This is a genomic window from Chelativorans petroleitrophicus, from assembly GCF_025398195.1.
Lineage (GTDB): Bacteria > Pseudomonadota > Alphaproteobacteria > Rhizobiales > Rhizobiaceae > Chelativorans > Chelativorans petroleitrophicus.
In genome coordinates this window covers 292809-315491 of the sequence record NZ_JAODNV010000004.1, presented here as the reverse complement: position 1 = coordinate 315491, position 22683 = coordinate 292809, and the positions used below count along the sequence as shown (strand labels likewise).

At 63.9% G+C, this 22683-nt stretch carries 19 protein-coding genes and 2 pseudogenes; 8 read left to right on the top strand and 13 right to left on the bottom strand.

Features of this window, described 5'->3' with window-relative positions; translation table 11 throughout:
* Positions 1 to 231 (top strand): hypothetical protein (locus NYR54_RS03435; protein WP_261514061.1); only part of this gene is annotated, 231 nt, incomplete at its 5' end.
* A 285-nt stretch (positions 232 to 516) separates the two neighbouring features.
* Here the strand turns inward: NYR54_RS03435 and NYR54_RS03430 are convergent.
* The 3 genes and pseudogenes from NYR54_RS03430 to gshB all read right to left on the bottom strand — a co-directional run.
* Positions 517 to 630: pseudogene (locus NYR54_RS03430) on the bottom strand (GlxA family transcriptional regulator); the annotation flags it as partial.
* A 523-nt stretch (positions 631 to 1153) separates the two neighbouring features.
* A pseudogene (locus tag NYR54_RS03425) lies at positions 1154 to 1795 on the bottom strand (magnesium chelatase domain-containing protein); the annotation flags it as partial.
* A 147-nt stretch (positions 1796 to 1942) separates the two neighbouring features.
* A complete protein-coding gene (gshB, locus tag NYR54_RS03420) occupies positions 1943 to 2887 on the bottom strand; it encodes a glutathione synthase (RefSeq protein ID WP_261514060.1) in 945 nt (314 codons plus the stop codon).
* A 209-nt stretch (positions 2888 to 3096) separates the two neighbouring features.
* Between gshB and NYR54_RS03415 the strand changes: the two genes are divergently transcribed.
* Positions 3097 to 4449 carry a putative bifunctional diguanylate cyclase/phosphodiesterase gene (locus NYR54_RS03415; RefSeq protein WP_261514059.1) on the top strand — a complete coding sequence of 451 codons (1353 nt, stop codon included), beginning with the start codon at positions 3097 to 3099 and terminating at the stop codon, positions 4447 to 4449.
* 149 nt (positions 4450 to 4598) lie between these two features.
* The gene (locus tag NYR54_RS03410) at positions 4599 to 5366 is read left to right on the top strand and encodes an SDR family NAD(P)-dependent oxidoreductase (RefSeq protein ID WP_261514057.1); all 768 of its coding nucleotides are present in this window, start codon (positions 4599 to 4601) and stop codon (positions 5364 to 5366) included.
* A gap of 21 nt (positions 5367 to 5387) precedes the next feature.
* On the opposite strand, the gene NYR54_RS03405 is transcribed toward NYR54_RS03410, so the two are convergent.
* The 3 genes from NYR54_RS03405 to NYR54_RS03395 are packed head-to-tail and all read right to left on the bottom strand — an operon-like array spanning position 5388 to position 7625.
* Entirely contained in the window at positions 5388 to 5657 is a 270-nt protein-coding gene (locus tag NYR54_RS03405; RefSeq protein WP_261514056.1) for a hypothetical protein, read from the bottom strand.
* A gap of 41 nt (positions 5658 to 5698) precedes the next feature.
* Positions 5699 to 6937, bottom strand: coding sequence for a hypothetical protein (locus tag NYR54_RS03400; protein WP_261514055.1), 1239 nt, complete (start codon positions 6935 to 6937; stop codon positions 5699 to 5701).
* A complete protein-coding gene (locus NYR54_RS03395; RefSeq protein WP_261514054.1) occupies positions 6930 to 7625 on the bottom strand; it encodes a hypothetical protein in 696 nt (231 codons plus the stop codon). The genes NYR54_RS03400 and NYR54_RS03395 overlap by 8 nt, the downstream gene beginning before the upstream one ends.
* Before the next feature lie 342 nt (positions 7626 to 7967).
* Here NYR54_RS03395 and NYR54_RS03390 point away from each other — a divergent pair, with 342 nt between their 5' ends.
* Both NYR54_RS03390 and NYR54_RS03385 read left to right on the top strand, forming a co-directional pair.
* Entirely contained in the window at positions 7968 to 8846 is an 879-nt protein-coding gene (locus NYR54_RS03390) for an SMP-30/gluconolactonase/LRE family protein (RefSeq protein ID WP_261514053.1), read from the top strand.
* Between the two features lie 329 nt (positions 8847 to 9175).
* Positions 9176 to 9508, top strand: coding sequence for a hypothetical protein (locus NYR54_RS03385; protein WP_261514052.1), 333 nt, complete (start codon positions 9176 to 9178; stop codon positions 9506 to 9508).
* A 178-nt stretch (positions 9509 to 9686) separates the two neighbouring features.
* Here NYR54_RS03385 and NYR54_RS03380 read toward each other — a convergent pair whose 3' ends face one another.
* The 5 genes from NYR54_RS03380 to dgcN all read right to left on the bottom strand — a co-directional run bounded on the left by NYR54_RS03380 (position 9687) and on the right by dgcN (position 15388).
* Positions 9687 to 10046 carry a septal ring lytic transglycosylase RlpA family protein gene (locus tag NYR54_RS03380; RefSeq protein WP_423738555.1) on the bottom strand — a complete coding sequence of 120 codons (360 nt, stop codon included), beginning with the start codon at positions 10044 to 10046 and terminating at the stop codon, positions 9687 to 9689.
* A gap of 189 nt (positions 10047 to 10235) precedes the next feature.
* Positions 10236 to 10784, bottom strand: a complete 549-nt coding sequence (locus NYR54_RS03375; RefSeq protein WP_261514051.1) for a thioesterase family protein — start codon at positions 10782 to 10784, stop codon at positions 10236 to 10238.
* Positions 10785 to 10789: 5 nt separating this feature from the next.
* Positions 10790 to 13009, bottom strand: a complete 2220-nt coding sequence (locus NYR54_RS03370) for a 3-hydroxyacyl-CoA dehydrogenase NAD-binding domain-containing protein (protein ID WP_261514050.1) — start codon at positions 13007 to 13009, stop codon at positions 10790 to 10792.
* Between the two features lie 16 nt (positions 13010 to 13025).
* Positions 13026 to 14234, bottom strand: coding sequence for an acetyl-CoA C-acetyltransferase (locus NYR54_RS03365; RefSeq protein ID WP_261514049.1), 1209 nt, complete (start codon positions 14232 to 14234; stop codon positions 13026 to 13028).
* Between the two features lie 155 nt (positions 14235 to 14389).
* Complete coding sequence (gene dgcN, locus NYR54_RS03360; protein WP_261514048.1) at positions 14390 to 15388, bottom strand: N-acetyltransferase DgcN; 999 nt, start codon at positions 15386 to 15388, stop codon at positions 14390 to 14392.
* A 202-nt stretch (positions 15389 to 15590) separates the two neighbouring features.
* Between dgcN and NYR54_RS03355 the strand changes: the two genes are divergently transcribed.
* On the top strand, positions 15591 to 16634 hold the full coding sequence (locus NYR54_RS03355) for a hypothetical protein (RefSeq protein WP_261514046.1): 1044 nt from the start codon (positions 15591 to 15593) through the stop codon (positions 16632 to 16634).
* A gap of 53 nt (positions 16635 to 16687) precedes the next feature.
* Here the strand turns inward: NYR54_RS03355 and NYR54_RS03350 are convergent, their stop codons facing one another.
* Positions 16688 to 18286, bottom strand: a complete 1599-nt coding sequence (locus NYR54_RS03350; RefSeq protein ID WP_261514045.1) for a cisplatin damage response ATP-dependent DNA ligase — start codon at positions 18284 to 18286, stop codon at positions 16688 to 16690.
* Positions 18286 to 19296 (bottom strand): ligase-associated DNA damage response exonuclease, encoded by a 1011-nt coding sequence (locus tag NYR54_RS03345; protein ID WP_261514044.1) that lies wholly within the window; start codon positions 19294 to 19296, stop codon positions 18286 to 18288. The genes NYR54_RS03350 and NYR54_RS03345 overlap by 1 nt, the downstream gene beginning before the upstream one ends.
* Positions 19297 to 19391: 95 nt before the next feature.
* On the opposite strand from NYR54_RS03345, the gene NYR54_RS03340 reads away from it, so the two are divergent.
* Together NYR54_RS03340 and pdeM are read left to right on the top strand one after the other, a co-directional pair.
* Positions 19392 to 21896: a ligase-associated DNA damage response DEXH box helicase gene (locus NYR54_RS03340; protein WP_261514042.1), complete on the top strand. Its 2505-nt coding sequence runs from the start codon at positions 19392 to 19394 to the stop codon at positions 21894 to 21896.
* Positions 21893 to 22603: a ligase-associated DNA damage response endonuclease PdeM gene (gene pdeM / locus NYR54_RS03335; RefSeq protein WP_423738554.1), complete on the top strand. Its 711-nt coding sequence runs from the start codon at positions 21893 to 21895 to the stop codon at positions 22601 to 22603. Before NYR54_RS03340 ends, pdeM begins: the two co-directional genes overlap by 4 nt.
* Positions 22604 to 22683 lie beyond the last annotated feature (80 nt).

Here is a 22683-nt window from a genome sequence, read left to right as displayed (position 1 = left end):
TCTGAGAGGTCCGACAAGCAAAAGAAGGTTCAAAAAAGACAGATCGCCAATGCCCTGCCTCCTATTATGGCACAGGCCGTCGGACTGGCAATCTACAGCGCCCTTACCGGTGTAGAGTTCGATTATGAGCGAGCGCTGCAAAATCCTGAATTGCCACCGCAACGGGCAACTGGACTGGGCAGGCTGATGCAAAGGCGAGACCTGGCCGACTACCGTAAGAGCGCTGACTAGTCGTATAGCGTCATGCGCATCGCGCCACCGCTGTCAATAGCGGTGGCGGCAGGATGCTCCATTGCGGCAGTCGCCGTAATAGACGAACCGCCCATAGACCGAGCGAAGCCATGGCTACCTTCCTAGCTTGGCGGGGAGGCAGCTTGACTCATCAAAGCTTGCGCGGGGAATGCGACAGATTGAATCGGCTATCGGTCCAATCTCGTTTCATGTTCCTCGATCCCTTGGTTTGTCAAATATATCATCCCCCGATAGAACGAGAACAGACATTCTCAACACCTGCCTTCAAGTGAAGTTGGGATGGCTGAACCTCCGGCGATAGGCCCCCGGCGTGACGTGGACGATGCGCTTGAAGATGCGGCGGAATGCGGCCGCGTCCTCATAGCCGACATCCCACGAATGCAAAAGATCCAGCCTTAGGTATGAGCTGGTTCGAGCCCTTGAGATCGCAGAATCACATTGTTCTCGTGCAGCAGCGCTGCGGTAGCAAAGGGTCTCCGCGCCGTCCGCCATAGATCACGCGCGATCGTGCTGCGCCTCCAACCGTTGCGCGTCTGCTTGTTCGGCCTCGAATGCCATGTTTCCGAGTTTTGTCCAGACGCCTCGCGCATGACGACGAGACCGCCAAGTTTGATCAGGTGCCGCGTACGTTTCCGGGGATTCGACCTGCCGTGCCTGCCCATCATGCCGCGGCCGTTGCGCCCGTTGCCGATTGCGCGCTGCCCGGTTGCGCCGGAGCATCACCACCGTTGCGGTCAGGCGCTGATGCAGATCGCCGCGATTTGCCCCGACAGAACGCCGCTCCGCATTTCACCCACGCCTTGCGGCATCGGTGGTTTCGGCCAGCACGAGGTGTGCGTGTATCAATCTCACATCAAACTCGCTGTTTGATGCTAATCGTGAAATTAATGTAGCATAACGTTAAGAGATTGTGGCCGCCCGCGGCCGCCACCTCCAGCGCCCGTTTGGCGCCCTCCTGGCCCTTGATGTCGGCAAGGTCCGGCAGATTGCCCTGCGGCGGCCCCATGGCCGGTTCGGGCCTGCTCATCACCTGTGTCCCGCGAAAATGATTGGCGAGCGCAATCAGGCTGCGTGGCGCGAGAATGTCGAGATCCGCGCTTGCCCAGGCCGCCTCCGGCCCGCAGTCATACGGGCAGATCAGCCCCCGGCCCATGGCGTTGGCGCCGATCGCCGCGGGCAGAACGCCAGTCACGCGCGCGACGGTGCCGTCCAGCGCGAGCTCCCCAAGCACCACATAGCCGTCGAGCACGTCAGCCGGTATGGCGCCGAGCGCGGCCATCAAACCGAGCGCGATCGGAAGATCGTAGTGGCTGCCTTCCTTCGGCAGGTCCGCGGGCGCCAGATTGACCGTGACCTTCTTGGGCGGCATGGAGAGCCCGGAGGCGTGAAGCGCGGCCTGCACCCGCTCGCGACTTTCCGCGACCGCCTTGTCGCCCAGGCCGACGATGTGGATGCCCATCTTGCCCGGCGCAACCATGACCTGCACGTCTACGGGGACGGTCTCGACCCCCTCGAACGCAATCGTACGCACATGCGAAACCACTGTCCCCCGCCTTATGGCGCCCCTGCTCAATTTGCCCTCAGGGGGAAATCAAGCACAGGTTGCGGACCGGATCAAGAACGTTTCGCGAACAACGAAAAGCTTTCGGTTTAAATTGTGGTGCATCGGGTTGCAGCGCGCGAACATCCGTCAGCGGGCGCGCCGCGCTTCCACCGCGTCCCAGAACAGCGCGGCAATGTCCGCCCCGCCGAACCTTTTCACCTCGCGCACCCCGGTCGGGGAGGTCACGTTGATCTCGGTGAGATAGCTGCCGATCACGTCGATACCGACGAGCACGAAGCCGCGTTCCCTGAGCGTGGGGCCGATGCGGGCGCAGATTTCGCGCTCACGCTCGGTGATCTCCGTCGGTTCCGCACGGCCGCCCACATGCATGTTGGAGCGGGAATCGTGCTCGGCCGGAACCCGGTTGATGGCCCCCACCGGCTCGCCGTCGATCAGGATGATGCGCTTGTCGCCGCCACGCACCTCCTTAAGATAACGCTGCACGATAAAGGGCTCGCGGAACATCTGCATGAAGAGCTCGAGGAGGGAGGCGAGATTCCGGTCGGCTTCATGCAGATGGAAGATGCCAGCGCCGCCATTGCCGTAGAGCGGCTTGACGATGATGTCCCCGTGCTCGGCGCGGAAGGCATCCACCTCCTTGGGATCGCGCGTGATGAGCGTATCGGGCATCAGGTCGGGAAACTCGGTGACGAAGATCTTTTCCGGGCTGTTACGCACCCAGACCGGATCATTGACCACGAGCGTTGCCGGATGGATGCGCTCCAGAATATGCGTGGTCGTGATGTAGTGCATGTTGAAGGGCGGGTCCTGGCGCAGGAGCACTACATCCATTTCTGAAAGATCGGTGACGGCCGCGGGGCCGAGCGTGAAGTGATTTCCCGGCTCGTCCCGCACGGAAAGGGGCTCAAGCTTCGCGAACGCGCGGTTCGCGCGCTGGAAAAGTCGGTCGGGCGTATAGTGCCAGAGCTCATGGCCCCGCCGCTGCGCCTCGAGTGCCAGCGCAAAGGTGGTATCACCGGCGATCGAGATCGTGGAGATGTGGTCCATCTGGATGGCGACCTTGAGCGGCATGGGCGGGATCTCCTGATAGCGTGGCCATAGCCGCCGCAGATGACGCTCAGGCAGCGGCCTGTCAAGCGCGCTTCAAGGGGCCTCCGGCGGCATTCAGCGGGTTCGGGCCGGCGCAGAACTGTTATAGCGCGTTACTTTTCATAAAGAATTTTGTCGACATTCTGCCTACCGCCTAAGGAAGTAGCGGCCCCAAAAGGAGTATAAGAAGAATGCTGTCAGTGCTGCCTTCGTGGCCAGCAAACAGGCCTCCAGGGGAGGATCTCGTCTTAACCGATCCGCTGACGGGACTGGGGAACCTACGCCGCTTCTTCGACAAGGTTAACCGGCTCATTTCCGACCGAGCAGACGATCCCGCACCCTTTGCCATCGGCGTGTTGGACATCGACGGCTTCAAGCCCATCAATGACCTTCTCGGCCGTGCGGCAGGCGACGAAATCCTGCAGCAGGTCGCCATGCGCCTTCGCGCGGCCATGGATGAATACTCCATCGTCACGCGTATCGGCGCCGATGAATTCGCCTTCCTCTGCCCGATGGTCTTCAGCGAGGAGGCCGCCGCTGAGAAGGCGCGGATGCTCGTGGAGATTCTCTCGGCACCCTATGACGTCGGCCACCGCACGGCCAGACTTTCGGCGTCCGCCGGCTGCTCGCTGTTCTACTCGGAGGAAGACACCACGGAGCTTCTCCTGAACAAAGCCGAAACCGCGCTCTATCAAGCCAAGCGCGCAGGCCGCGGCGTTGTCGTCGTCTACACTCGCGAGATGGAGGAGGCCGCCAAGCGGATCACCCGGATCGAGCAGGCGCTGAGGCGTGCCGTGGCCGCGGGCGAGGTCGAGCCGCACTTCCAGCCCATCGTCGATCTGGCCACGCGGCGCGTGGTCGGGTTCGAGACGCTCGCGCGCTGGACAGACCGAGATTTGGGCGAAGTTTCGCCGGCAGTCTTCATTCCGATCGCGGAAGAGCGCGGGATTATCAGCCAGCTCTCCCAGCTCATTCTGCGCAAGGCGGCCGAAGCCGCGCAGGACTGGCCGGATGGGCTGTTCCTGTCTTTCAATCTCTCGCCCTCGCAGCTTGTGGACCAGAACACGGGACTGCAGATCCTCTCCATCCTTGAGCGCACGGGTTTCAGCCCGAGGCGGCTGGAGATCGAGATCACCGAAAGCGGCCTGATGAGCGACCCCGCCTCCGCCGCCCGGATCATCGCGGATCTGCGGCGCGTCGGGATACGCGTCTCGCTCGACGATTTCGGTACCGGACAGTCGAGTCTGGGGCGGCTGCGCGATTTCCCCTTCGACAAGCTGAAGATCGACCGCGCCTTCGTTTCATCGGTGCTGGACGACCGGCCTTCCGAACACATCATCCGCGCCATTCTCGCCATGTGCGAGGGCCTGGGCATGGAAGCGGTGGCCGAGGGCATCGAAGAAGAAGCGCAGGTGCACCGGCTTGTGGAGTTCGGTTGTCAGGGTGGACAGGGCTACCTGTTCGGCCGGCCCTGCGATGCGGAGCGGACGCTCGTCTATCTGCGCCGCGGCGGCGGCCAGGCCTGGCAAAGCCCGGTACACTGACTGCGGACGATTGCGCCGTTTTCCGCACGGACCGGTGCCGTCCGGATCGTTGCCCAACCGGCGGCATACCGGTCGGCCACCTTCCGTCTTGCAGGATGCCCGTACGCCGTTAAGGTTGCCCCTACTGAACGAAGAAGGAACGTCCGCCAATGATGCCGACCCAACGCTTTCCGGATCTCGAAAACGCTTCCGTCCTGATTACGGGGGGCGGATCAGGCATCGGCGCGGCGCTCACAGAAGGCTTTCTGCGGCAGGGCGCCCGGGTGGCCTTTATCGACATCGCGGAGGAGGAAAGCCGGCAGCTTTGCGAAAGCCTGCGCGAATCCGTCCACAGGGCGCCGCTCTTCCTTCATGCCGACCTGCGCGACATCTCTGCGCTGCGCAAGGCCGTTGCAGAGGCCGCAGAGGCGCACGGGACCATTTCCGTGCTCGTCAACAATGCCGCGCGCGATGACCGCCACGCAATCGAGGACGTAACGCCCGAATATTGGGACAACAATCAGGCGATCAATCTGCGCCCGCTCTTCTTCGCCGCACAGGCGGTGATCCCGGGCATGAAATCCCTGGGCGGTGGTTCGATCATCAATTTCACCTCCATCTCCTACATGATCAACGAAGGCGGCATGCCGTCCTATACGACGGCAAAAGGCGGCGTCGTAGGACTCACCAAAGGCCTGGCGGGCGCACTCGGCCCCTACGGTATCCGCGTCAACGCGATCGCACCGGGCTGGGTTTTGACGGAACGCCAGCGCAAGCTCTGGGTAACCAAGGAGGGGCTGGAGGCCTTTATCGCCCGGCAGTGCCTCAAAAGAGAGCTTGAGCCAGCGGACATGGTCGGTCCATGCCTGTTCCTGGCTTCAAACCTTTCCCGCGCCATCACCGCACAGGTGCTGATCGCGGACGGAGGCGTGCTCTAAAATCGCTTCGCGGCCTGACCGCTACAGGTCGATGTCTATCCGCGTAACCAGATCGGCATCGACGGTAACCACCGGTTTCTTTCCTGTCCTTTCCTGATCGGACCGAGAAACAGGCGCGCGGACGTCCGGCCCCGGCCGGGCATCGGTGCGCTGCACCCTCAGCACCTTCCATACCGGCAGGCGGGAGCGCCGGCTGATCTCCGCGCTGAGGAGCGGCGGAAAGTCCTTCTGGATTTGCCAGAGCTCATATTTGCCGTCCGCCTTCATCTGTTTGGCGACGCGCTTTACCAAGCACCTCTCCGGATTCTGGCGAAGGCCTCGCGGCAAGAGCTTCATCTTGAGCTCGCGGTAGATGCGCCTGCCGAACGTGTCCCCGGCTTGCTGGCGGACGAACTCCAACGCCGCGAGCGCGTGGCCCGTTCGCCTTCAAGAAGCAGGGCGTAAAATCTGGAGCGGATCTCGCCCGCCCTTCCCTCAAATGCGGAGACATCCGGCCCGCCTGCACCCGGCCTAGATGCAACGAGCTCGGCAAGAATATCCCGCATGCGATCGACATCCCTGCCGACGAGAGTCGTCTTGCGCCCGCGCTTGAGATCGTCGAGCGCCTTGACGACCGATCGATACCGCTGGTGCGGGCTGCGGGGCCGCCCTGTCCGGCCTTCCTTCTTCAGAACCTTGTCGATCACCCGGAAGAGCTTCGCCTGGGCAACGGTGACCTGTGCGCGGTCCATCTCTGCCTCAGTGGCGCGGATGGCGGCGGGCAGACCCAGACGGTCCACCAGATGCGCGACATGTCGGCGTTTTAGCTTCCGCTTAGCCATTTCGGACGCCTCGCTGCCCTGTGATACAGCCTCCTTCCGTACTGCTAGGCCCCGAAACAGATCGCCCGCCAGGCCCAGACCCGCACCGGCCGCGAGCATGGGCGCGCCGACAGCCGCGCCGGCAGCAGTGGCCAGCGCAGCCCCGCCGCCCACTTTGATGGCGTCGCCGGCCATATTTACGCCCGTTCCCGCCATCTGACGCTTGATGTAGCGCCCCTGCTGGCGGAACTTCTGCCCCAGCGTCTCCTTCGTATCGGGTTTCAGAATGGATTCGCTCTTCTGAACCACGCGAAGGTTCTCTTCATTCATTCTCAGGCGCTCGAAATCTGCCCAAAAATCCATACCGCCCGCGGCGATCGAAAGTCCCGATTCAGCTATGGTGAGACCGCCGAGAACTGTTTCGATCGCGTGCTTTGCAGCCTCCGCGCCCGCTATCCCGGCTGCGTTTTTCGCCATGTGGACCGGCGCGCCGCCGACAGCGACGAGTGACCCGAGCATTTCGGCACATCTGCTGCCGAACTTTACCGCCGCCACGAATTCGGCGTTTGCCATGCGCCGATACTCTTCGGCCCGGTGCGCCAACCCTCCGGCCAGCTGCTCCGCGAGCGTGACGCCGGCGTGGGAACGCGCCGTGGCGTTCAGCGCCAGCCGGCTGATCCTGGCGGCAACGTCGCCTATCAGCGCGCGGCGACGGGCGAAGTTCTTCGGGTGCCGCGCTTCCTTAAGCGCTTGTTCGATCTCCTCACACATGCGCGGGAAGTCCGCACGCGCCGAGCTTCGCGATCATCTCCCTTTCGAGGGCGAAAACCTCGGCTTTCCTCTGTCGATAGGCCGCAAGTGCCTCTATCGTATCCTTTCCGGCAAGCCCTGCCCGGAAGACGGCGCTGACCCACCGCGCAGGACCCAGCGCAAGGCCGAAGATGTCGGTAAATTCCGGTGCCTCGGGTGCTTCATGGGCATGGGAATGCTCGCCGCTCTCCCATGCCATGCCTTCGGCCGGCTCGCCTGCCTCGGAAAGATTATCGGCACCTGACATCTCCGCCAGTTCGCTCGCCTCGGCGGCTTCGTCGTCGCTCGATGCGAAATCATCCACGTCCGAAAAGTCGTCATCCTCCGACAGCTCCGAGGCGGAGCTTTCGAATTCTTCAGCTTCCGGGTGGTTGCCGTGACCCCCTTCAAGGAGATGCTCGATCGCCTCGGTCGCTTCGCTGCCGCGGAATATGCCGTTTTCGATCAGTTTTGCTTCATCGGTCGTGAGCGTTGCCGCCAATTTCTTGCATTCACGCCCGAAGCGTGAGCCGCTGGCAGCGGCGGGCCGGCCATTGACGAGCCGGTAAACCACCCCCGTGGCTGACCGCGCGCAGGCCGGAGCATGGACGGCAGCCGCATTCCCGGCGGCTTTGCTGTCGAGACCGCCGCCCAGCAGGGAGGATCGCAAATTGACATCCGCCCGTTGCGGCGCCGAAGAGAAAGGAACAGCGGGCAGGTCAGCGCCTATGTGCCTTGTGGCGGGTGCATGGCCTGCTCGTGGGCCGAAAATCGAGGCGGGCATTTGTCTGGTTCACCTTTCGCCGCGGATGGATTGACAGATGGCAACATCCTATTGTTCACAGCGCCTATGCCGAATTCGCTTGTTGCTATCGGCGCGTGGCTGGCGCGCTCCAGGAAAGGCGCCGGGAAGTCGGGCGCCATGGCAGGCAGTTCCTATTCGGGGTCGAAGCCTGTAGGCTTGCGGCGGCCAGTGATCGGCCGCGCTGCTCGCATGACGAGAAGAGGCATCATGAGTGAGATCGAGGTTTCGGTATTGTCGGATATAGCCTGCCGCCTAGGCGAGGGGCCGACCTATGACGCGCGCATCGACACGCTGTTTTGGTTCAACATCGTGGAATGCAAGCTTCTTGAGCATCCCCTTTCAGGCGGCGAAACGCGGGTGCACGAGCTGCCACTGATGGCGAGCGCATTGGCCGATATCGACGAGGAGCGCCAACTTCTCGTCACGGAAACGGGCCTGCAGATACGCGACCGCGCCACCGGCCGGCTGACGATGCTGGCGGAGGTAGAGGCGGACCGCCCCGACACCCGGTCCAACGACGCGCGGCCTCATCCTTGCGGCGCGCTCTGGTTCAGCACGATGAGCAAGACGAGCGAGGAGCGGGCAGGCACGATCTACTGGTTCTTCAAAGGCGAGGTGCGCCGGCTCTTCTCCCACATCACCGTGCCCAATTCGATCTGTTTCTCGCCCGACGGCGCCATCGGCTATTTTGCCGATACGCGCGAGAACCGGCTCTATCGCGTGGCCTGCGACCCGGAAACAGGCCTGCCCGTAGATGAACCGGTGCTCACCGTCGACGGCAACCAGATGCCGGGCGGCATCGATGGCTCGGTAACCGACGCTCAGGGCACGATCTGGAATGCCCGCTGGGGCGGGGCGCGGATCGACGCCTGGAGTCCGCGGGGCGAGCTGATCCGCTCGATCCGCATGCCAGCGCGGCAGATCTCCTGCCCCGCCTTCATCGGCCGCGATGCGCGCCGTCTCGTGGCGACCTCGGCGTTCTCCGGCATGGATGAGGAAGCACGCAAGGCCGATCCCCATGCCGGGAAAACCTTCCTGATCGATCTGGAAGTGGAGGGCCGGCTCGATCCGCCCGTGCTTCTGTAGGCACCCGGACCCGCCGCCGTTGCCATGATGTTAGAGCCGCGGCATCGCCCGCGTTTCAAGTAAGCAGGCGCCATCGCGCGGCGGGGCGGCTAGCTCGATATTTATATCCCCCGAAAGGAAAATCCGCACGGGTGAAGCAAAGCCGGATCAGGCCCGAGCAGAGCCTGCCAAAAAGTATCGTGTAAGGGAGCGGCCCGTTTTCGCTGGCAAAAACCCGCGCTGTCCTCAAGCCGCAGCAGAGTAGCGTTTGCAGCACTTGAAGTGCGCTCGCATCAAACAGGGGGCACGGTGGCCGGCCGCATCCATCTGATCTTCGGCTGAGAGGCCATATGGCCGACAGGCTGCACAATTATCTTCAGGAAAAGGCAGAGCTTACCCCTAGCGAGCGGCGCCACCTCGAGGACTATCGCGCGCCCAACTACATGGAAACCTCCCTGATCCCCGCATTGGCCATCCTAGACCTTGAAGACACGAGCTCGGAATTCAGCCCGGGAACGAAGGACTTCATCCGGGAGCAGCTGAAATCCGTCGGAAGGAGCAGCCTGCAGTCGGTAATTCAGGAAAATCAGAGGAACATCGAAAGGCACGCATTCTCGACCGAGATAAATTCTCTGGAAGAACTTCAGGCGCTGTTTCCGGACCCGAAGCAGGACCCGGTCTGATGGAAGCGGGATTTAAGATCAGCGAAAAATGAGCAAAATGTCTGCCGGCCTTTGCCGGCAGACATTCGATTCTCAGGCCACGTAACGCAGAGCTGATCGCGGGCCGGAGGCTCCTTGGCCGATCTGGAGGTGGAAGGTCGGCTCCACCCGCCGTGCTTCTGTGCTTCTGCAGGCGGCCTCAGTCCAAAGCCTCCAGACATACCTGGGTAAGCCCGGCCCTCAGGAAACCGAGCTTCTCCGCCGCCGCCTTCGACAGATCCAGAATGCGGCCTTTCACGAAGGGGCCGCGGTCATTGATGCGCACAGTGACCGCCTGGCCGTTCCTGCGGTTGATCACCTTGACCTTTGTTCCAAAGGGTAGGCTCCGGTGGGCGGCGGTGAATGCCGCTGGGTTCATCCGCTCGCCGGAGGCGGTCTTAGACGTGAGCGCATACCATGAGGCGCCGCCGCACTGGGCATAGGCTATCGCGGGAAGGAGAGCCAGCATGACGGCGCCAACGAACGTGCGCGCCGCGGACCGGCGATAGAAAAACTTCATTTTGACGTCCCCCGAAGGCTTGCAATTCCGTTAACGCCTATAGGGGAAATCGGGCGGACGCCCGGCCGCGGAGGTCACGTTTTGATTCGCCGTGACTCGGCTTGTGTATACACTGCACGGCCCTTCTAACCCTTAGTTCATCAGGGCAGCCGGGCGATCAGCCGCGTTATGCAGCCCGACTGGCTGCGCTCAACGGCCATTCTTCGCAATCCGCCGCAGATCGCGATGCACAGCCGTGAAGGCCCGCTCTTCTTCGCTGGGCTCTCTGGGCGGCGGCGCAGTGTGGCCGATTTCGGCCATGACCTCCTCCATCTTGAGAAAGCCCCGGTTGCGGAAGTCATAGACCCCGGCCGTGGTCAGGATGATGGCGGCGGTGGTGCCGTCATCCAGCAGGAAACGGTGCCGGCCGATTACATTCGTTCCTGCCCATGTCTCGATGGTGGAGACGATCTCGAAACGCTGCCAGAGCCGGATTTCGCGCACGAAGGCCGTCTGAAGACCGCCAAGCAAGGGGGCCCAGCCTCTCTTACGCGCCAATCTCATCAGTCCGCAACGAAAGAAGATGTCCATCCGGCCGAGGTCGGCCAACATCATGTAGCGGGCATTGTTGAGATGGAGATTCATATCGACGTCAGTCGGCAGGCAGCGGAAGGAAAGCCGGCTCTCTCCGCCGATCTGGAATGGACCGCGGCGATTGCGAGTGGCGGCAACGCGCAGTAGCCGGAACCAGACATACATGGAGGTCAGGCAGCCTTTACCAGTTGACCTGTCTCCGGCCTGAAGCGCTCGTAGAAGCTTTCCCCGTTTTCGGCCATCTGCAGAAGCAGCTTCGGCGGCTTGAACTGCTTGCCGTATTTCTTCTGCAGGTCCTGCGCGCGCCGGACGAATTCGCCCGTGCCCACACCGTCAATGAAGGACAGCACGCCGCCTGTATAGGGCGCGAAGCCGAAGGCGAGGATGGAGCCCACATCCGCCTCGCGCGGGTCTGTCACGATGCCTTCCTCCATGACGCGCGCGGCCTCGAGCGCGATGACATAGAGGAAGCGGGCCTTGAGCTCTTCGACATCGATCTTTTCCGGGGCCTGCTGCGGGTAGAGCTCTTTCAGGCCCGGCCAGAGGTATTTCTTCGCGGGCTTCGGCGGATATTCGTAAAACCCCTTGCCGTTCTTGCGGCCCAGGCGCCCATGTTTGTCGGCCATCGTGTCGATCAGCTCCATGTGACGCGGGTCGACGGCCTTCTCGCCAAGATCGCGGACGGTCTGTCTCATAATCTTCTGTGCAAGATCAATGGCCGTCTCGTCGGTCAGCGCCAGCGGGCCGACAGGCATGCCGGCCATCCTGGCCGCATTCTCGATCATGGGCGCGGGCACGCCCTCGGCCAGCATGGAATAGGCTTCCTGCATGTAGCGCAGCACGCAGCGGTTCACATAGAAGCCGCGCGTGTCGTTGACCACGATCGGCGTTTTGCGGATGGCGCGAGCATAGTCCATCGCCACGGCCAGCGCCTTCTCGCCTGTCTTTCTGCCCTGGATGATCTCCACCAGCATCATGCGCTCCACAGGCGAGAAGAAGTGAATGCCGATGAAATTCCCGGGGCGCTTTGAATTCTTCGCCAGGCCCTTGATCGGGATGGTCGAGGTGTTGGAGGCGAAAATAGAGGAGGATTTGAGGAACGCTTCGGCCTTTTGGATCACCTCCTTCTTCACGTCCGAATCCTCGAACACCGCCTCAATGACGAGATCGGCTCCTTCGAGCGCCGCGTAATCCGGCGTTGCGGTGATGAGGGACAGAAGCTTTTCCTTCTCCGCCTCCGTGGCGCGGCCCTTCTTGATGAGGTCGTCCATCAGCCGGGCGGAATGGGCCTTGCCCCTGTCCGCCGTTTCCTGATCACGATCGATCAGCACCACGGGAATACCGGCTTTCGCCGTGACATAGGTGATGCCCGCGCCCATGAAGCCAGCGCCGAGCACGCCGACTTTCTTAAGCTTGCGCGCAGGCACGTCCTTCGGGCGGCGGGCGCCCTTGTTCAGCTCCTGCAGGGAGATGAACATGGAGCGGCTCATCGCTTCCGCTTCGCGCGTCTGAAGAATCTGGGCGAAATAGCGCTGCTCGATCCTGAGGCCCGTTTCGAAGGGCACGAGCAGGCCTTCATAGACGCATTTCAGGATCGCGGCGGCGCCGGGATAGTTGCCATAGGTCTCGCGGCGCAGGATGGCGATGGCCGCTGGCCAGAGATTGGCGCCCGCCGCGGAATAGACCGGCCCGCCGGGCACCTTGAAGTCCTTCTCGTCCCAGGGCTGCACGGAGCGGAGGCCGTCCAGGATCATCTTCCTGGCCGCTTCGATCAGCCTGCGGCGCGGCACGACCTCATGCACGAGACCCACGGCCTTCGCCTTTTGCGGCGAAAGGTTCTGGCCGCTGGTCATCATCCGCAGGGCTTCCTCGGCACCCGTCAGCCGCGGCACGCGCTGCGTTCCGCCCGCCCCGGGAAAGATGCCGATCTTCACCTCGGGCAATGCAAGCCTGACAGCCTCCTCATCCGCGACGACGCGGCCGTGGCAGGCGAGCGAAAGCTCCAGGGCGCCGCCCATGCAGGTACCGTTGATGGCGGATACCCAGGGCTTGCCGCTCGTCTCCAGCTTGCGCCAGAGCCAGCTCATGCGGCCTGCCTCCTCGAAGAGCTGCCGGACGGCTTTCTCGCGGTCCCGGGCTTTTTCCTCATGGAACCGCGTCATTATCTTGTGCAGCATGGAGATGTCGGCGCCGCCGGAGAACGTGTTCTTGCCCGACGTGAAGACAGCGCCCTTGATGCCGGCATCACCTGCGACCTGGTCGATAACCCGGTCAAGCTCGTCCATCGCCTCTTCGGTGAAGACGTTCATGGAGCGGCCGGGCATGTCCCAAGTGATGAGCGCGATGCCGTCGGCGTCGGTCTCGACGGTGAAGTTGGTGTAGTCAGCCATCATCCCCTCCTCCCCTCTAGACGCGCTCGATGATCGTCGCCGTGCCCATGCCGGCGCCTATACAGAGCGTGACCAGAGCCGTGTTGAGGTCGCGCCGCTCCAGCTCGTCCAGAACCGTGCCGAAGATCATGGCGCCGGTGGCGCCCAGGGGATGGCCCATGGCTATGGCGCCGCCATTCACATTGATCCTGTCGGGGTCGATGTCGAAGGCCTGGATGTAACGCAGCACGACCGAGGCGAAGGCCTCATTGAGCTCGAACAGATCGATGTCGGAAAGCTTCATCCTGGCCTTCTTCAGAAGCTTCTCCGTGACGTCTATCGGCCCGGTCAGCATGATAGCCGGTTCGGAGCCGATGCTCGCGAAAGCCTTGATTTTGGCACGCGGCTTTGCGCCGATGGCTTTGCCCGCCCTGCGAGAACCCAGGAGTACGGCCGCTGCCCCGTCAACGATGCCCGAAGAGTTCCCCGCATGATGCACGTGGTTGATGGATTCAAGCTCGGGGTAGCGCTGCACGGCCACGGCGTCGAAGCCGCCCATCTCGCCCACCGCCGCGAAGGACGGATTGAGCGAAGCGAGCGCCTGCATGTCGGTGTCGGGGCGCATGTGCTCGTCGCGGTCGAGGATGGTGAGCCCGTTCTGATCCTTGATCGGGATGACGGAGCTCTTGAAATAACCCTTGTCCCAAGCGTTCTTGGCCCGCTTCTGGCTCTCGACCGCGTAGGCATCCACATCGTCGCGCGAGAAGCCGTATTTCGTGGCGATCAGATCCGCGGAGACGCCCTGAGGCATGAAATAGGCAGGCAAGCCAATGGAGGGGTCCATGAACCACGCACCGCCCGAAGCGGCCATACCGACGCGCGACATGCTCTCCACGCCGCCTGCGATCACGATCTCATCGGAGCCTGCGGCAATCTTGGCCGCGCCCAGATTGATGGCATCGAGACCCGAGGCGCAGAAGCGGGAAATCTGCATGCCCGGGGCATGGAGATCATAGCCCGCCTCGAAAGCGGCTGCGCGCGGGATCACGGAGCCCGCCTCGCCCACGGGATCGACACAACCGAAGATGATATCGTCCACCAGCTGCGTATCGAGGCTGTTGCGATCGCGCACGGCTTCCAGAACCTTTGCCGCAAGGCGCACGGCCGGCACTTCGTGCAGCGCTCCGTCCTTCTTGCCGCGGCCGCGCGGCGTCCGCACGGCGTCAAAGACGTAGGCCTCAGCCATGTTGCTGTCTCCCTATCCGGGCGCAGGCGGTTCTCCGCCGCGCTGCTTCGGGTGAAATGTTCAGTCGCCTCATGTTTGCTTCAACAGAGCAGAAAGCGACCGCGAAGCCAACTCAAAAGGCCATGCCGTTCAACCGGGTCATCTCTGGGCCGGCGCTATGCGCTGAGTGCATCCACCAGCCGCCCGGCACCCTGGCGGAACGGATCGACTGCAGGCAGGCCCATGCACGCCTCGATCTCCTCCAGGCACTTCCGGGCGTCTTCTTCCGCAAGGGCGGCTGTGTTGACGGAAATGCCGGTCACTCGCACATCGGGATTGACGATGCGCGCTGTCTCAAGCGCCAGATTCCGCAAGGCCTCGAGCGAGGGAAGCGCATAATGGGGCAGGCCGCGCATATGACTGCGTGTCGGCTCGTGGCAGAGCACCAGCGCATCCGGCTGCCCGCCATGGATGAGCGCCATGGTGACGCCGGAGAAGGACGGATGGAACAGGCTGCCCTGCCCCTCGATCAGGTCCCAATGGTCGGGATCGTTGTCGGGCGTGAGCCACTCAACCGCCCCGGCCATGAAATCCGCCACGATCGCATCCAGCGGGATGCCCGAGCCCGTGATCAGAATGCCGGTCTGGCCGGTCGCGCGGAAGGTCGCCTTCATGCCGCGGTTTCGCATTTCGCGTTCTATGGCCAGCGCCGTGTACATTTTGCCGACCGAGCAATCCGTGCCTACGGCAAGGCAGCGCTTGCCGGTCCGGCGCTTGCCGTCGGCTATGGGAAACTCCTGCTGCGGCACCCGCACATCGATGAGACGCGTACCCGCGCGCTCCGCCGCTTCGACCAGGGTAGGCAGTGCTGTCAGCCGGTTGTGCAGGCCCGAGGCGATATCCATACCCGCCTCGGCGGCGGCAACCAGCGTTTCAAGCCAAGCGGGCGAAATGACACCGCCGCGGTTCGCCGTGCCGATGACCATGGTTTGGTCCCCCGCTTTGCGCGCCTCCTCCACCGTCATATCCGGCAGGCCGACATCGGCATTGCAGCCGGGGAACCGGAGCTGCCCCACGCAGGATTCGGGACGCCAGTGCCTGATGCCTTGCGCCACCTTGGCGGCAAGCTGGTCCGGCGCGTCGCCGAGAAAAAGCAGATAAGGCGTCTTCAGCATGGCAACTCCCCAAAATCCAGTTGTGCAATAACGCGATTAAAGTTCAGAAGATCAGGCAGCAGGAGCCTGCCCGCCAGGCACGGCAAGAGGGTCTGCTGACGGTTTGCTGCCTTATTGTTGCGCTATCCGCTTCCGTCAACAACGTTGATTGCGCGCGCGCCTGCGTTTAACGATGCGTAGGCTTCAATTTCAGGGGGCGGTGTTGGACGCCATCAAGAAAGCGATCACCAGCGCGCTGCAGAAGGGCAACGCAAGCGACAAGGCATTCCGCGAGAAGGTCTACCGGCAGCTCTTTGTCGCGCTCGATCGGTCGCTCGAAGGGCGGCCCGGCATTTCCGCGGAAGAGGTGCGCCGCCGGCGCGAGCAGGCCAAGGCCGTCATCGTGGAGATCGAGCGGGAATATCTCGCCGCTTCCGCGCCGCAGCCGACCGTCGCTCAACAGCCGCCCGCAGCCCAGCAACCGCCGGCTCAGGCTTCGGAGCAGGCTTCCGATTTTGCGCCGCGCGTGGCGCGCGAAGACCGGCTCGCCTTCGAGGAGGGCTCGCAGGCGGCCTACTCGCCTGAAGGCGAGAGGCGCGCGTCCTCTCCCCGAAGAAGGCGGGGCATCGGCCGCATTGTCCTGCTTCTTGCGGTCATCGCGGTGGCTGCCGCCGTCGGGCTGACCTTGTGGTGGATAGTTGCTGGGGACGGTCAGCCGGCGGGCGATAGTGCAGGCGGCCCGGACATCTCCCAGCCTGCCCGCAATGAGGAATCCGCTTCCGGCGATACAGCGCCCGCACGCTCAGGCGAGGACAGTGCAGAGGAACCGGGCAACTGGATCACCATTTTTACGCCCACGGACCCGACTACGGTCAGCACGTCACCGGGCGCGAGCGCCGAAGTGATGACGCGGGAGGGCGACACCTTCCTGCAGATCAGCGCGGAATCGGCGGAGGCCGCCGTCTCCTTCGCCGTGGGGCAGGGTGTGCTCGAGACGCTGGCCGGAAAACGCGCCGTCTTCAATCTCACCGCACGCGCGGAGGATGGAGAAGAGACACAGATTTCCGTAACCTGCGATTTCGGCGCGCTCGGAGACTGCGGGCGCACGCGCTACACGGTGGGCCTGCTGCCGTCGGACTATCTGTTCGAGGTCGAGTTCCCCAACGCCCGGCCGGCCGCGGGGGGCACGATTTCCGTTGTCCCCGATATGGAAGGTCAGGGGCGGGTGCTGGAGGTGTTTTCGCTGCGGGTCTCCGTCCTCAATTAAGCTAGGCGCGGAGCCTGCTGTGCACCCGGCGAATCACTCCTCATCGGCCGCAATCACGACGGGGGCAGCATCGCCTCCAGGGTTTCCAGCCGATCGGCTTCATGCGCAGGCTTGTCCCAGCGCAAACGTGAAATGCGCGGGAAGCGCATGGCGACGCCCGATTTGTGACGGGTGGAGCGCTGAAGCCCCTCGAAGGCGACTTCCAGCACGAGCCCGTGGTTGCGGTCGGCGCGTACGGCGCGCACTGGGCCAAAACGCTCGATGGTGTTCTCCCGCACATATTTATCGAGCTGCCTCAACTCCTCGTCAGTGAAGCCGAAATAGGCCTTGCCGACGGGCACCAGCACGGGATCCTCCGGAGGGCCCGACCAGACGCCAAAGGTATAGTCGGAATAGAAGCTCGACCGCTTGCCGTGCCCGCGCTGGGCATACATCAGTACCGCATCGACCGTGTAAGGATCGCGTTTCCACTTGAACCAGGGGCCCTTCGGGCGGCCGGGAAGATAGGGCGAGTCCTTGCGCTTCAGCATCACCCCTTCGATCACCGGGTGCAGCGGGTTGCAGCGCTTTTCGTCGAGCTCCTCCAATGTAGCAAAGGCGATATTGGGCGAAAGATCGAAACGCTCGGGCGAGAGCCTGCTAACGAAAGCCTCGAGCAATTCACGACGCTCGACATAGGGCAAGGCCCGTATATCGCGCTTATCGAGCGTAAGCGCATCGTAGCAGCGCATGAAGACCGGATAGTCCCTCAACATCGTGCGGGAGACGGTCTTGCGGTTGAGCCGCTGCTGAAGATCGGAGAATGTGCCGGTGCGCTGCTGGGGGTCTCCCACCAGGAGCTCTCCGTCGAGCGCACCCTCGAAATCCATCGCCTCCAGAAGGTCGGGGAATGCGCCGGAAATGTCGTCGCCGGTGCGCGAGTAGAGCCGCCGCACCCCACCTTGGTTGACGGCCTGCACGCGAATGCCGTCCCATTTCCATTCGGCCGCATAGTCTTCCGAGCGGATCGTCGAAAAGTCGGCCTCAGCGACGGCATGAGCCAGCATGACCGGGCGGAAGGGCGCCAGGGCTGCGTTCTGCGGCCGGGGCCCACGCTTTTCGAGCCACGCGAAGAACGGCTCATAAGGCGGTGCAAGCCCGTGCCACAATTCCTCGATCTCATGCACGTCCACTTCGCCGAAGGCGGCCAGCGCCTGTTTGGTGAGCCGCGCCGAAACGCCGACGCGAAGCCCGCCCGTCGCCAGCTTGATTGCGGCAAAGCGGCCTGAGGGCGACAGATCGTCGAGCAGGCCCCCCATCACGGCCGGCGCGTCCGAGCGGCTGGCCTGCGCAAGCCGCCGGACCACTTCGGAAAGCGTTGGAGCTGCGGTGCCGCCGCCCCGCGAGGGCCAGATAAGCGAGACGGTTTCCGCAAGATCGCCCACATAATCGTAGGAATAGTCAAACAGGACCGGGTCCACGCGCTCCATCACCAGCGTGCGCAACATGGCGGGCTTGATCGCCGGGAAATCGAGGCCACCCGTCAGCCCCGCAAGGCCATAGCCGCGATCCGGGTCCGGCACGGTGGAGAAATAATCGATGATGAGCCGCAGCTTGCCGTTGCGCGAAGGCGTCAGCACCAGCCGGTCGAGCAGTTCAGCAAAGCGCTCCACTATTCAGCCTCGTCCTCGTACCCGGCCAGATGCAGGGGCCTTGCGGAGATGCCGTTGAGCTCGCACCAGCGCACGAGTGCCTCCTCGCGGCCATGCGTGACCCAGACCTCAGAAGCGCCGGTGTCGCGGATGCTGGCGGTGAGCTCGTCCCAGTCCGCGTGGTCGGAGATGATGAGCGGCAGCTCCACGCCGCGCTGGCGCACCCGCTGGCGGATGCGCATCCAGCCGGAGGCGAAGCAGGAAAGCGGGTCGGCAAAGCGGCGTGACCAGCGGTCGTCCATAGCAGAAGGCGGCGCCACCACAATGGCACCGGCGGGCGGTGCGTCGGCCTTCCCCTCCACGGTGGCGGGCTGCAGGGGGCCCAGCGGCACGCCGGTTTCCTCGTAATAGGCGCAGAGCCTGGCCAGCGCGCCGTGGATATAGATGGTCTCGCCATAGCCCGCCTCGCGCAGCAGCGCGATCACCCGCTGGGCCTTGCCCAGGGAGTAGGCGCCGACGATGTGTGTGCGTTCCGGGAACTGTTTGAGCGAAGTCAGGAGCTGACTGATCTCGTGCGCCGGGTCCGGATGGGTGAAGACGGGCAGTCCAAAGGTCGCCTCGGTGATGAACACGTCGCAGGTGATCGGCTCAAAGGCAGCGCAGGTCGGGTCGCGGCTGCGCTTGTAGTCGCCGGATGCCACGATGCGCAGGCCGTTCGCCTCGACTGAGATCTGCGCCGAGCCCAGCACATGCCCGGCGGGATGGAAAGTGACGCGCACTCCGTTGACGGTAACCGTTTCGCCTAGGCGCGCTTCTTGCATCCTGCCCGCGAAGCCTGTGCCGTAGCGCAGACCCATGATGTCCAGCGTTTCCCGCGTGGCCATCACCGCACCGTGCCCGGCGCGCGCATGGTCGGAGTGCCCGTGGGTGATCAAGGCCCGTTCCACGGGTCGTACCGGGTCGATAAAGAAGTCTCCCGACGGGCAATAAAGCCCTTCTGGGCGGGAGCGGAGCAACTGGCGCGCATTCATGAGACCAAGATAGGTGTTTTTCGCGCAGGCGAAAGGCAGCTTGGCGCTCTCGCCGTTCTGGATTAGTTCTAGCCACCTTGACTGAGCTGGATGTCATGACTGGCGACCGCGCCGCCCTCTTGCCTGCCGCGTTCCAGGAATGGTTCGCCGCGCGCGGATGGTCGCCGCGCCCCCATCAGCTTGAACTGCTGCGGCGCACCAGCGAGGGGCGCTCGGTGCTTCTCATCGCGCCCACAGGCGCAGGCAAGACGCTGGCAGGCTTCCTGCCCTCATTGACGAACCTAGCAGCACGGCCGAAGCACGTGCTGGGACAGGCGTCGCGCGGCATCCACACGCTCTACATCTCGCCGCTCAAGGCGCTGGCGGTGGACATTGAGCGGAACCTGTCCAAACCCGTCGAGGAGATCGGGCTTGATATCCGCATCGAGACGCGCACGGGCGACACGCCCGCCCACAAGCGCCAGCGGCAACGGCTCGTTCCTCCCGACATCCTGCTCACCACGCCGGAGCAGCTTGCGCTTCTCATCGCTGCCCCCGGGGCGGAGAGGTTCTTTGCAGACCTCAAATATGTGGTGCTCGATGAGCTGCATTCCCTTGTCACGTCCAAGCGCGGGCATCTGCTTTCGCTGGGCCTGGCGCGGCTGCGCCGCCTCTCGGGCAATCCGGTCAGCATCGGCCTTTCCGCCACCGTGGCGGATCCGGACGGGCTGAGACGCTGGCTCGTGGACCAGAACCCGCCCGGCGCGATGGCAGACATCGTGACCGTGAGCGGCGGGGCCAAACCGGAGATCACGATACTCGAGACGGAGGAGCATGTGCCATGGGCGGGGCATTCGGCGCTCTACGCCATGCCCGCCATCTACGAGGCGATCAAGAAGCACAAGACCACGCTGCTCTTCGTGAACACACGCAGCCAGGCCGAGATGCTCTTCCGCGCGCTCTGGCACATCAACGACGACAATCTGCCGATCGCCCTCCATCACGGCTCGCTCAATGTGGCACAGCGGCGCAAGGTGGAGAAGGCGATGGAGACGAACAGCCTGCGCGCCATCGTCGCCACCTCCACGCTCGATCTCGGCATCGACTGGGGCGATGTCGATCTCGTCATCCATGTCGGCGCGCCGAAGGGGGCGAGCCGCCTCGCCCAGCGCATCGGCCGCTCCAACCACCGGATGGACGAACCGAGCCGCGCCATCCTTGTGCCCGCGAACCGCTTCGAGGTGATGGAGTGCCGGGCGGCGCTTGAGGCGAACTATCTAGGCGCGCAGGATACCCCTCCCCTGGGGAATGGAACGCTCGACGTGCTGGCGCAGCATGTTCTGGGCCGCGCCTGCGCAGGTCCCTTCGACGAGGACGAGTTCTTTAACGAGGTGCGCAGCGCATCACCCTATGCCTGGCTCGACCGGGCCACGTTCTCCCGCGTGGTCGAGTTCGTTGCCACCGGCGGCTATGCGCTGAGGACCTACGAGCGCTATGCCCGCATCCGCCGCATGAAGGACGGCCGCTGGCGCATCTCCCATCCCAGCGTCGCGCAGCAATACCGGCTCAACGTCGGTACCATCGTGGAGGAGCCGCTGCTAAATGTGCGGCTTATCCGCCACCGCGGCCCGAACGGGATGGCGCGTGGCGGCATGGTTCTGGGGCAGGTGGAGGAATATTTCCTCGAGACTCTCACGCCGGGCGACACCTTCTTCTTTTCCGGGCGCACGCTGCGTTTCGAAGGCATCCGGGAGAACGAGGCGTATGTGACCTCCGCCGCTGGAGAGGACGCGATGGTGCCCGCCTACGCTGGCGGCAAGTTTCCGCTTTCCACCTATCTGGCAGGCGAGGTGCGGTCCATGCTTGCCGACCGGTCGCGCTGGAGCGCGCTGCCGGAGCAGGTATCCGACTGGCTGCGCATACAGGAGGAGCGGTCTCTGCTGCCGCGCAGGGACGATCTTCTGGTCGAGACCTTCCCGCACGGCAGCCGCTTCTACATGGTGGCCTATCCCTTCGAGGGCAGGCTTGCGCACCAGACGCTCGGCATGCTGCTCACGCGCCGGCTGGAGCGGGCCGGGGCGCGCCCACTCGGCTTTGTCGCCACCGACTATTCGCTGGCGGTCTGGAGCCTTGGCGACATGGGCGGCATGATCCGCGCCGACGCGCTTTCGCTCGACCGGCTGTTCGACGAGGACATGCTGGGAGACGATCTGGAGAGCTGGCTCGCGGATTCCTGGATGCTAAAGCGCACCTTCCGCAACTGCGCGATCATCTCGGGCCTCGTGGAGCGGCGCCATCCCGGCAGGGAGAAGACCGGGCGGCAGGTTACCGTCTCAGCCGATCTGATCTATGACGTGCTGCGCGAGCATGAGCCTGATCACATCCTGCTTCAGGCCACATGGCAGGATGCTGCAGTTGGCCTGCTCGATATTGCCCGGCTTGGCGAGATGCTGTCGCGCATCCGGGGCCGAATCGTGCATAAGGACCTGGAGCGGGTTTCACCGCTCGCCGTCCCGGTGATGTTGGAGATCGGCCGGGAACCGGTAGCAGGCAGCGCGCATGAGGCGCTGCTGGGCGAGGCGGCGGACGCCCTGATCGAGGAGGCCCTTGCGCGCACATGAACGTGATGAACGGCATGGCCGCCTTTGCGGAGGCGGCGGAAGTGGTAATCGCTGGGGAGCGCGCGCTGTGCGATCCCTCCGGCGCGCTCTTTCTTCCCGCAGACCGCCTGCTGGTCGTCTCCGACCTCCATCTGGAGAAGGGTTCTTCCTACGCGCGGCGCGGTGCGTTCCTGCCGCCTTACGATACGGCCGCCACGTTGAAACGCCTGCACAAGGTCATCGCCCGCCTTCGGCCCGATGCCGTCATAAGCCTGGGCGACAGTTTTCATGACGGCGGGGGCGCGGCGCGTCTGCCCGATGCGTTCCGCAGGCATCTTCTGGCCCTCATGGACGGGCGGTCCTGGTTCTGGGTGGCAGGCAATCACGACCCCGCGCCGCCAGAGGGGCTGCCGGGCGACTGGGTGAGCGAGCTGGCACTGGGCAATCTCGTTTTCCGTCACAAACCGGAGCCCGGCGGGGAAGGGGAGATTGCCGGGCACCTTCACCCCGGCGCGCGCATCGTGCGCCGGGGGCGTTCCGTGCGCCGCGCCTGCTTCGCCTGCGACGGGGCGCGGCTCGTAATGCCCGCTTTCGGCAGCCTGACTGGCAATCTCAACGTGCTCGACCGTGCCTTTTCCGGCCTCTTCCGCCGGGAGCACCTCACGGCCTACATGCTGGGCAGAGACCGCGTCTATCCCATTGCGGGCGGCATGCTGCGGCCGGCGTAAGGCAGCTGCCTCCTACGTCATCCCGGCGAAGCGAGAGCCGGGACCCAGCGAGGCGATGGCGCTGCTGGGTCCCGGATAGC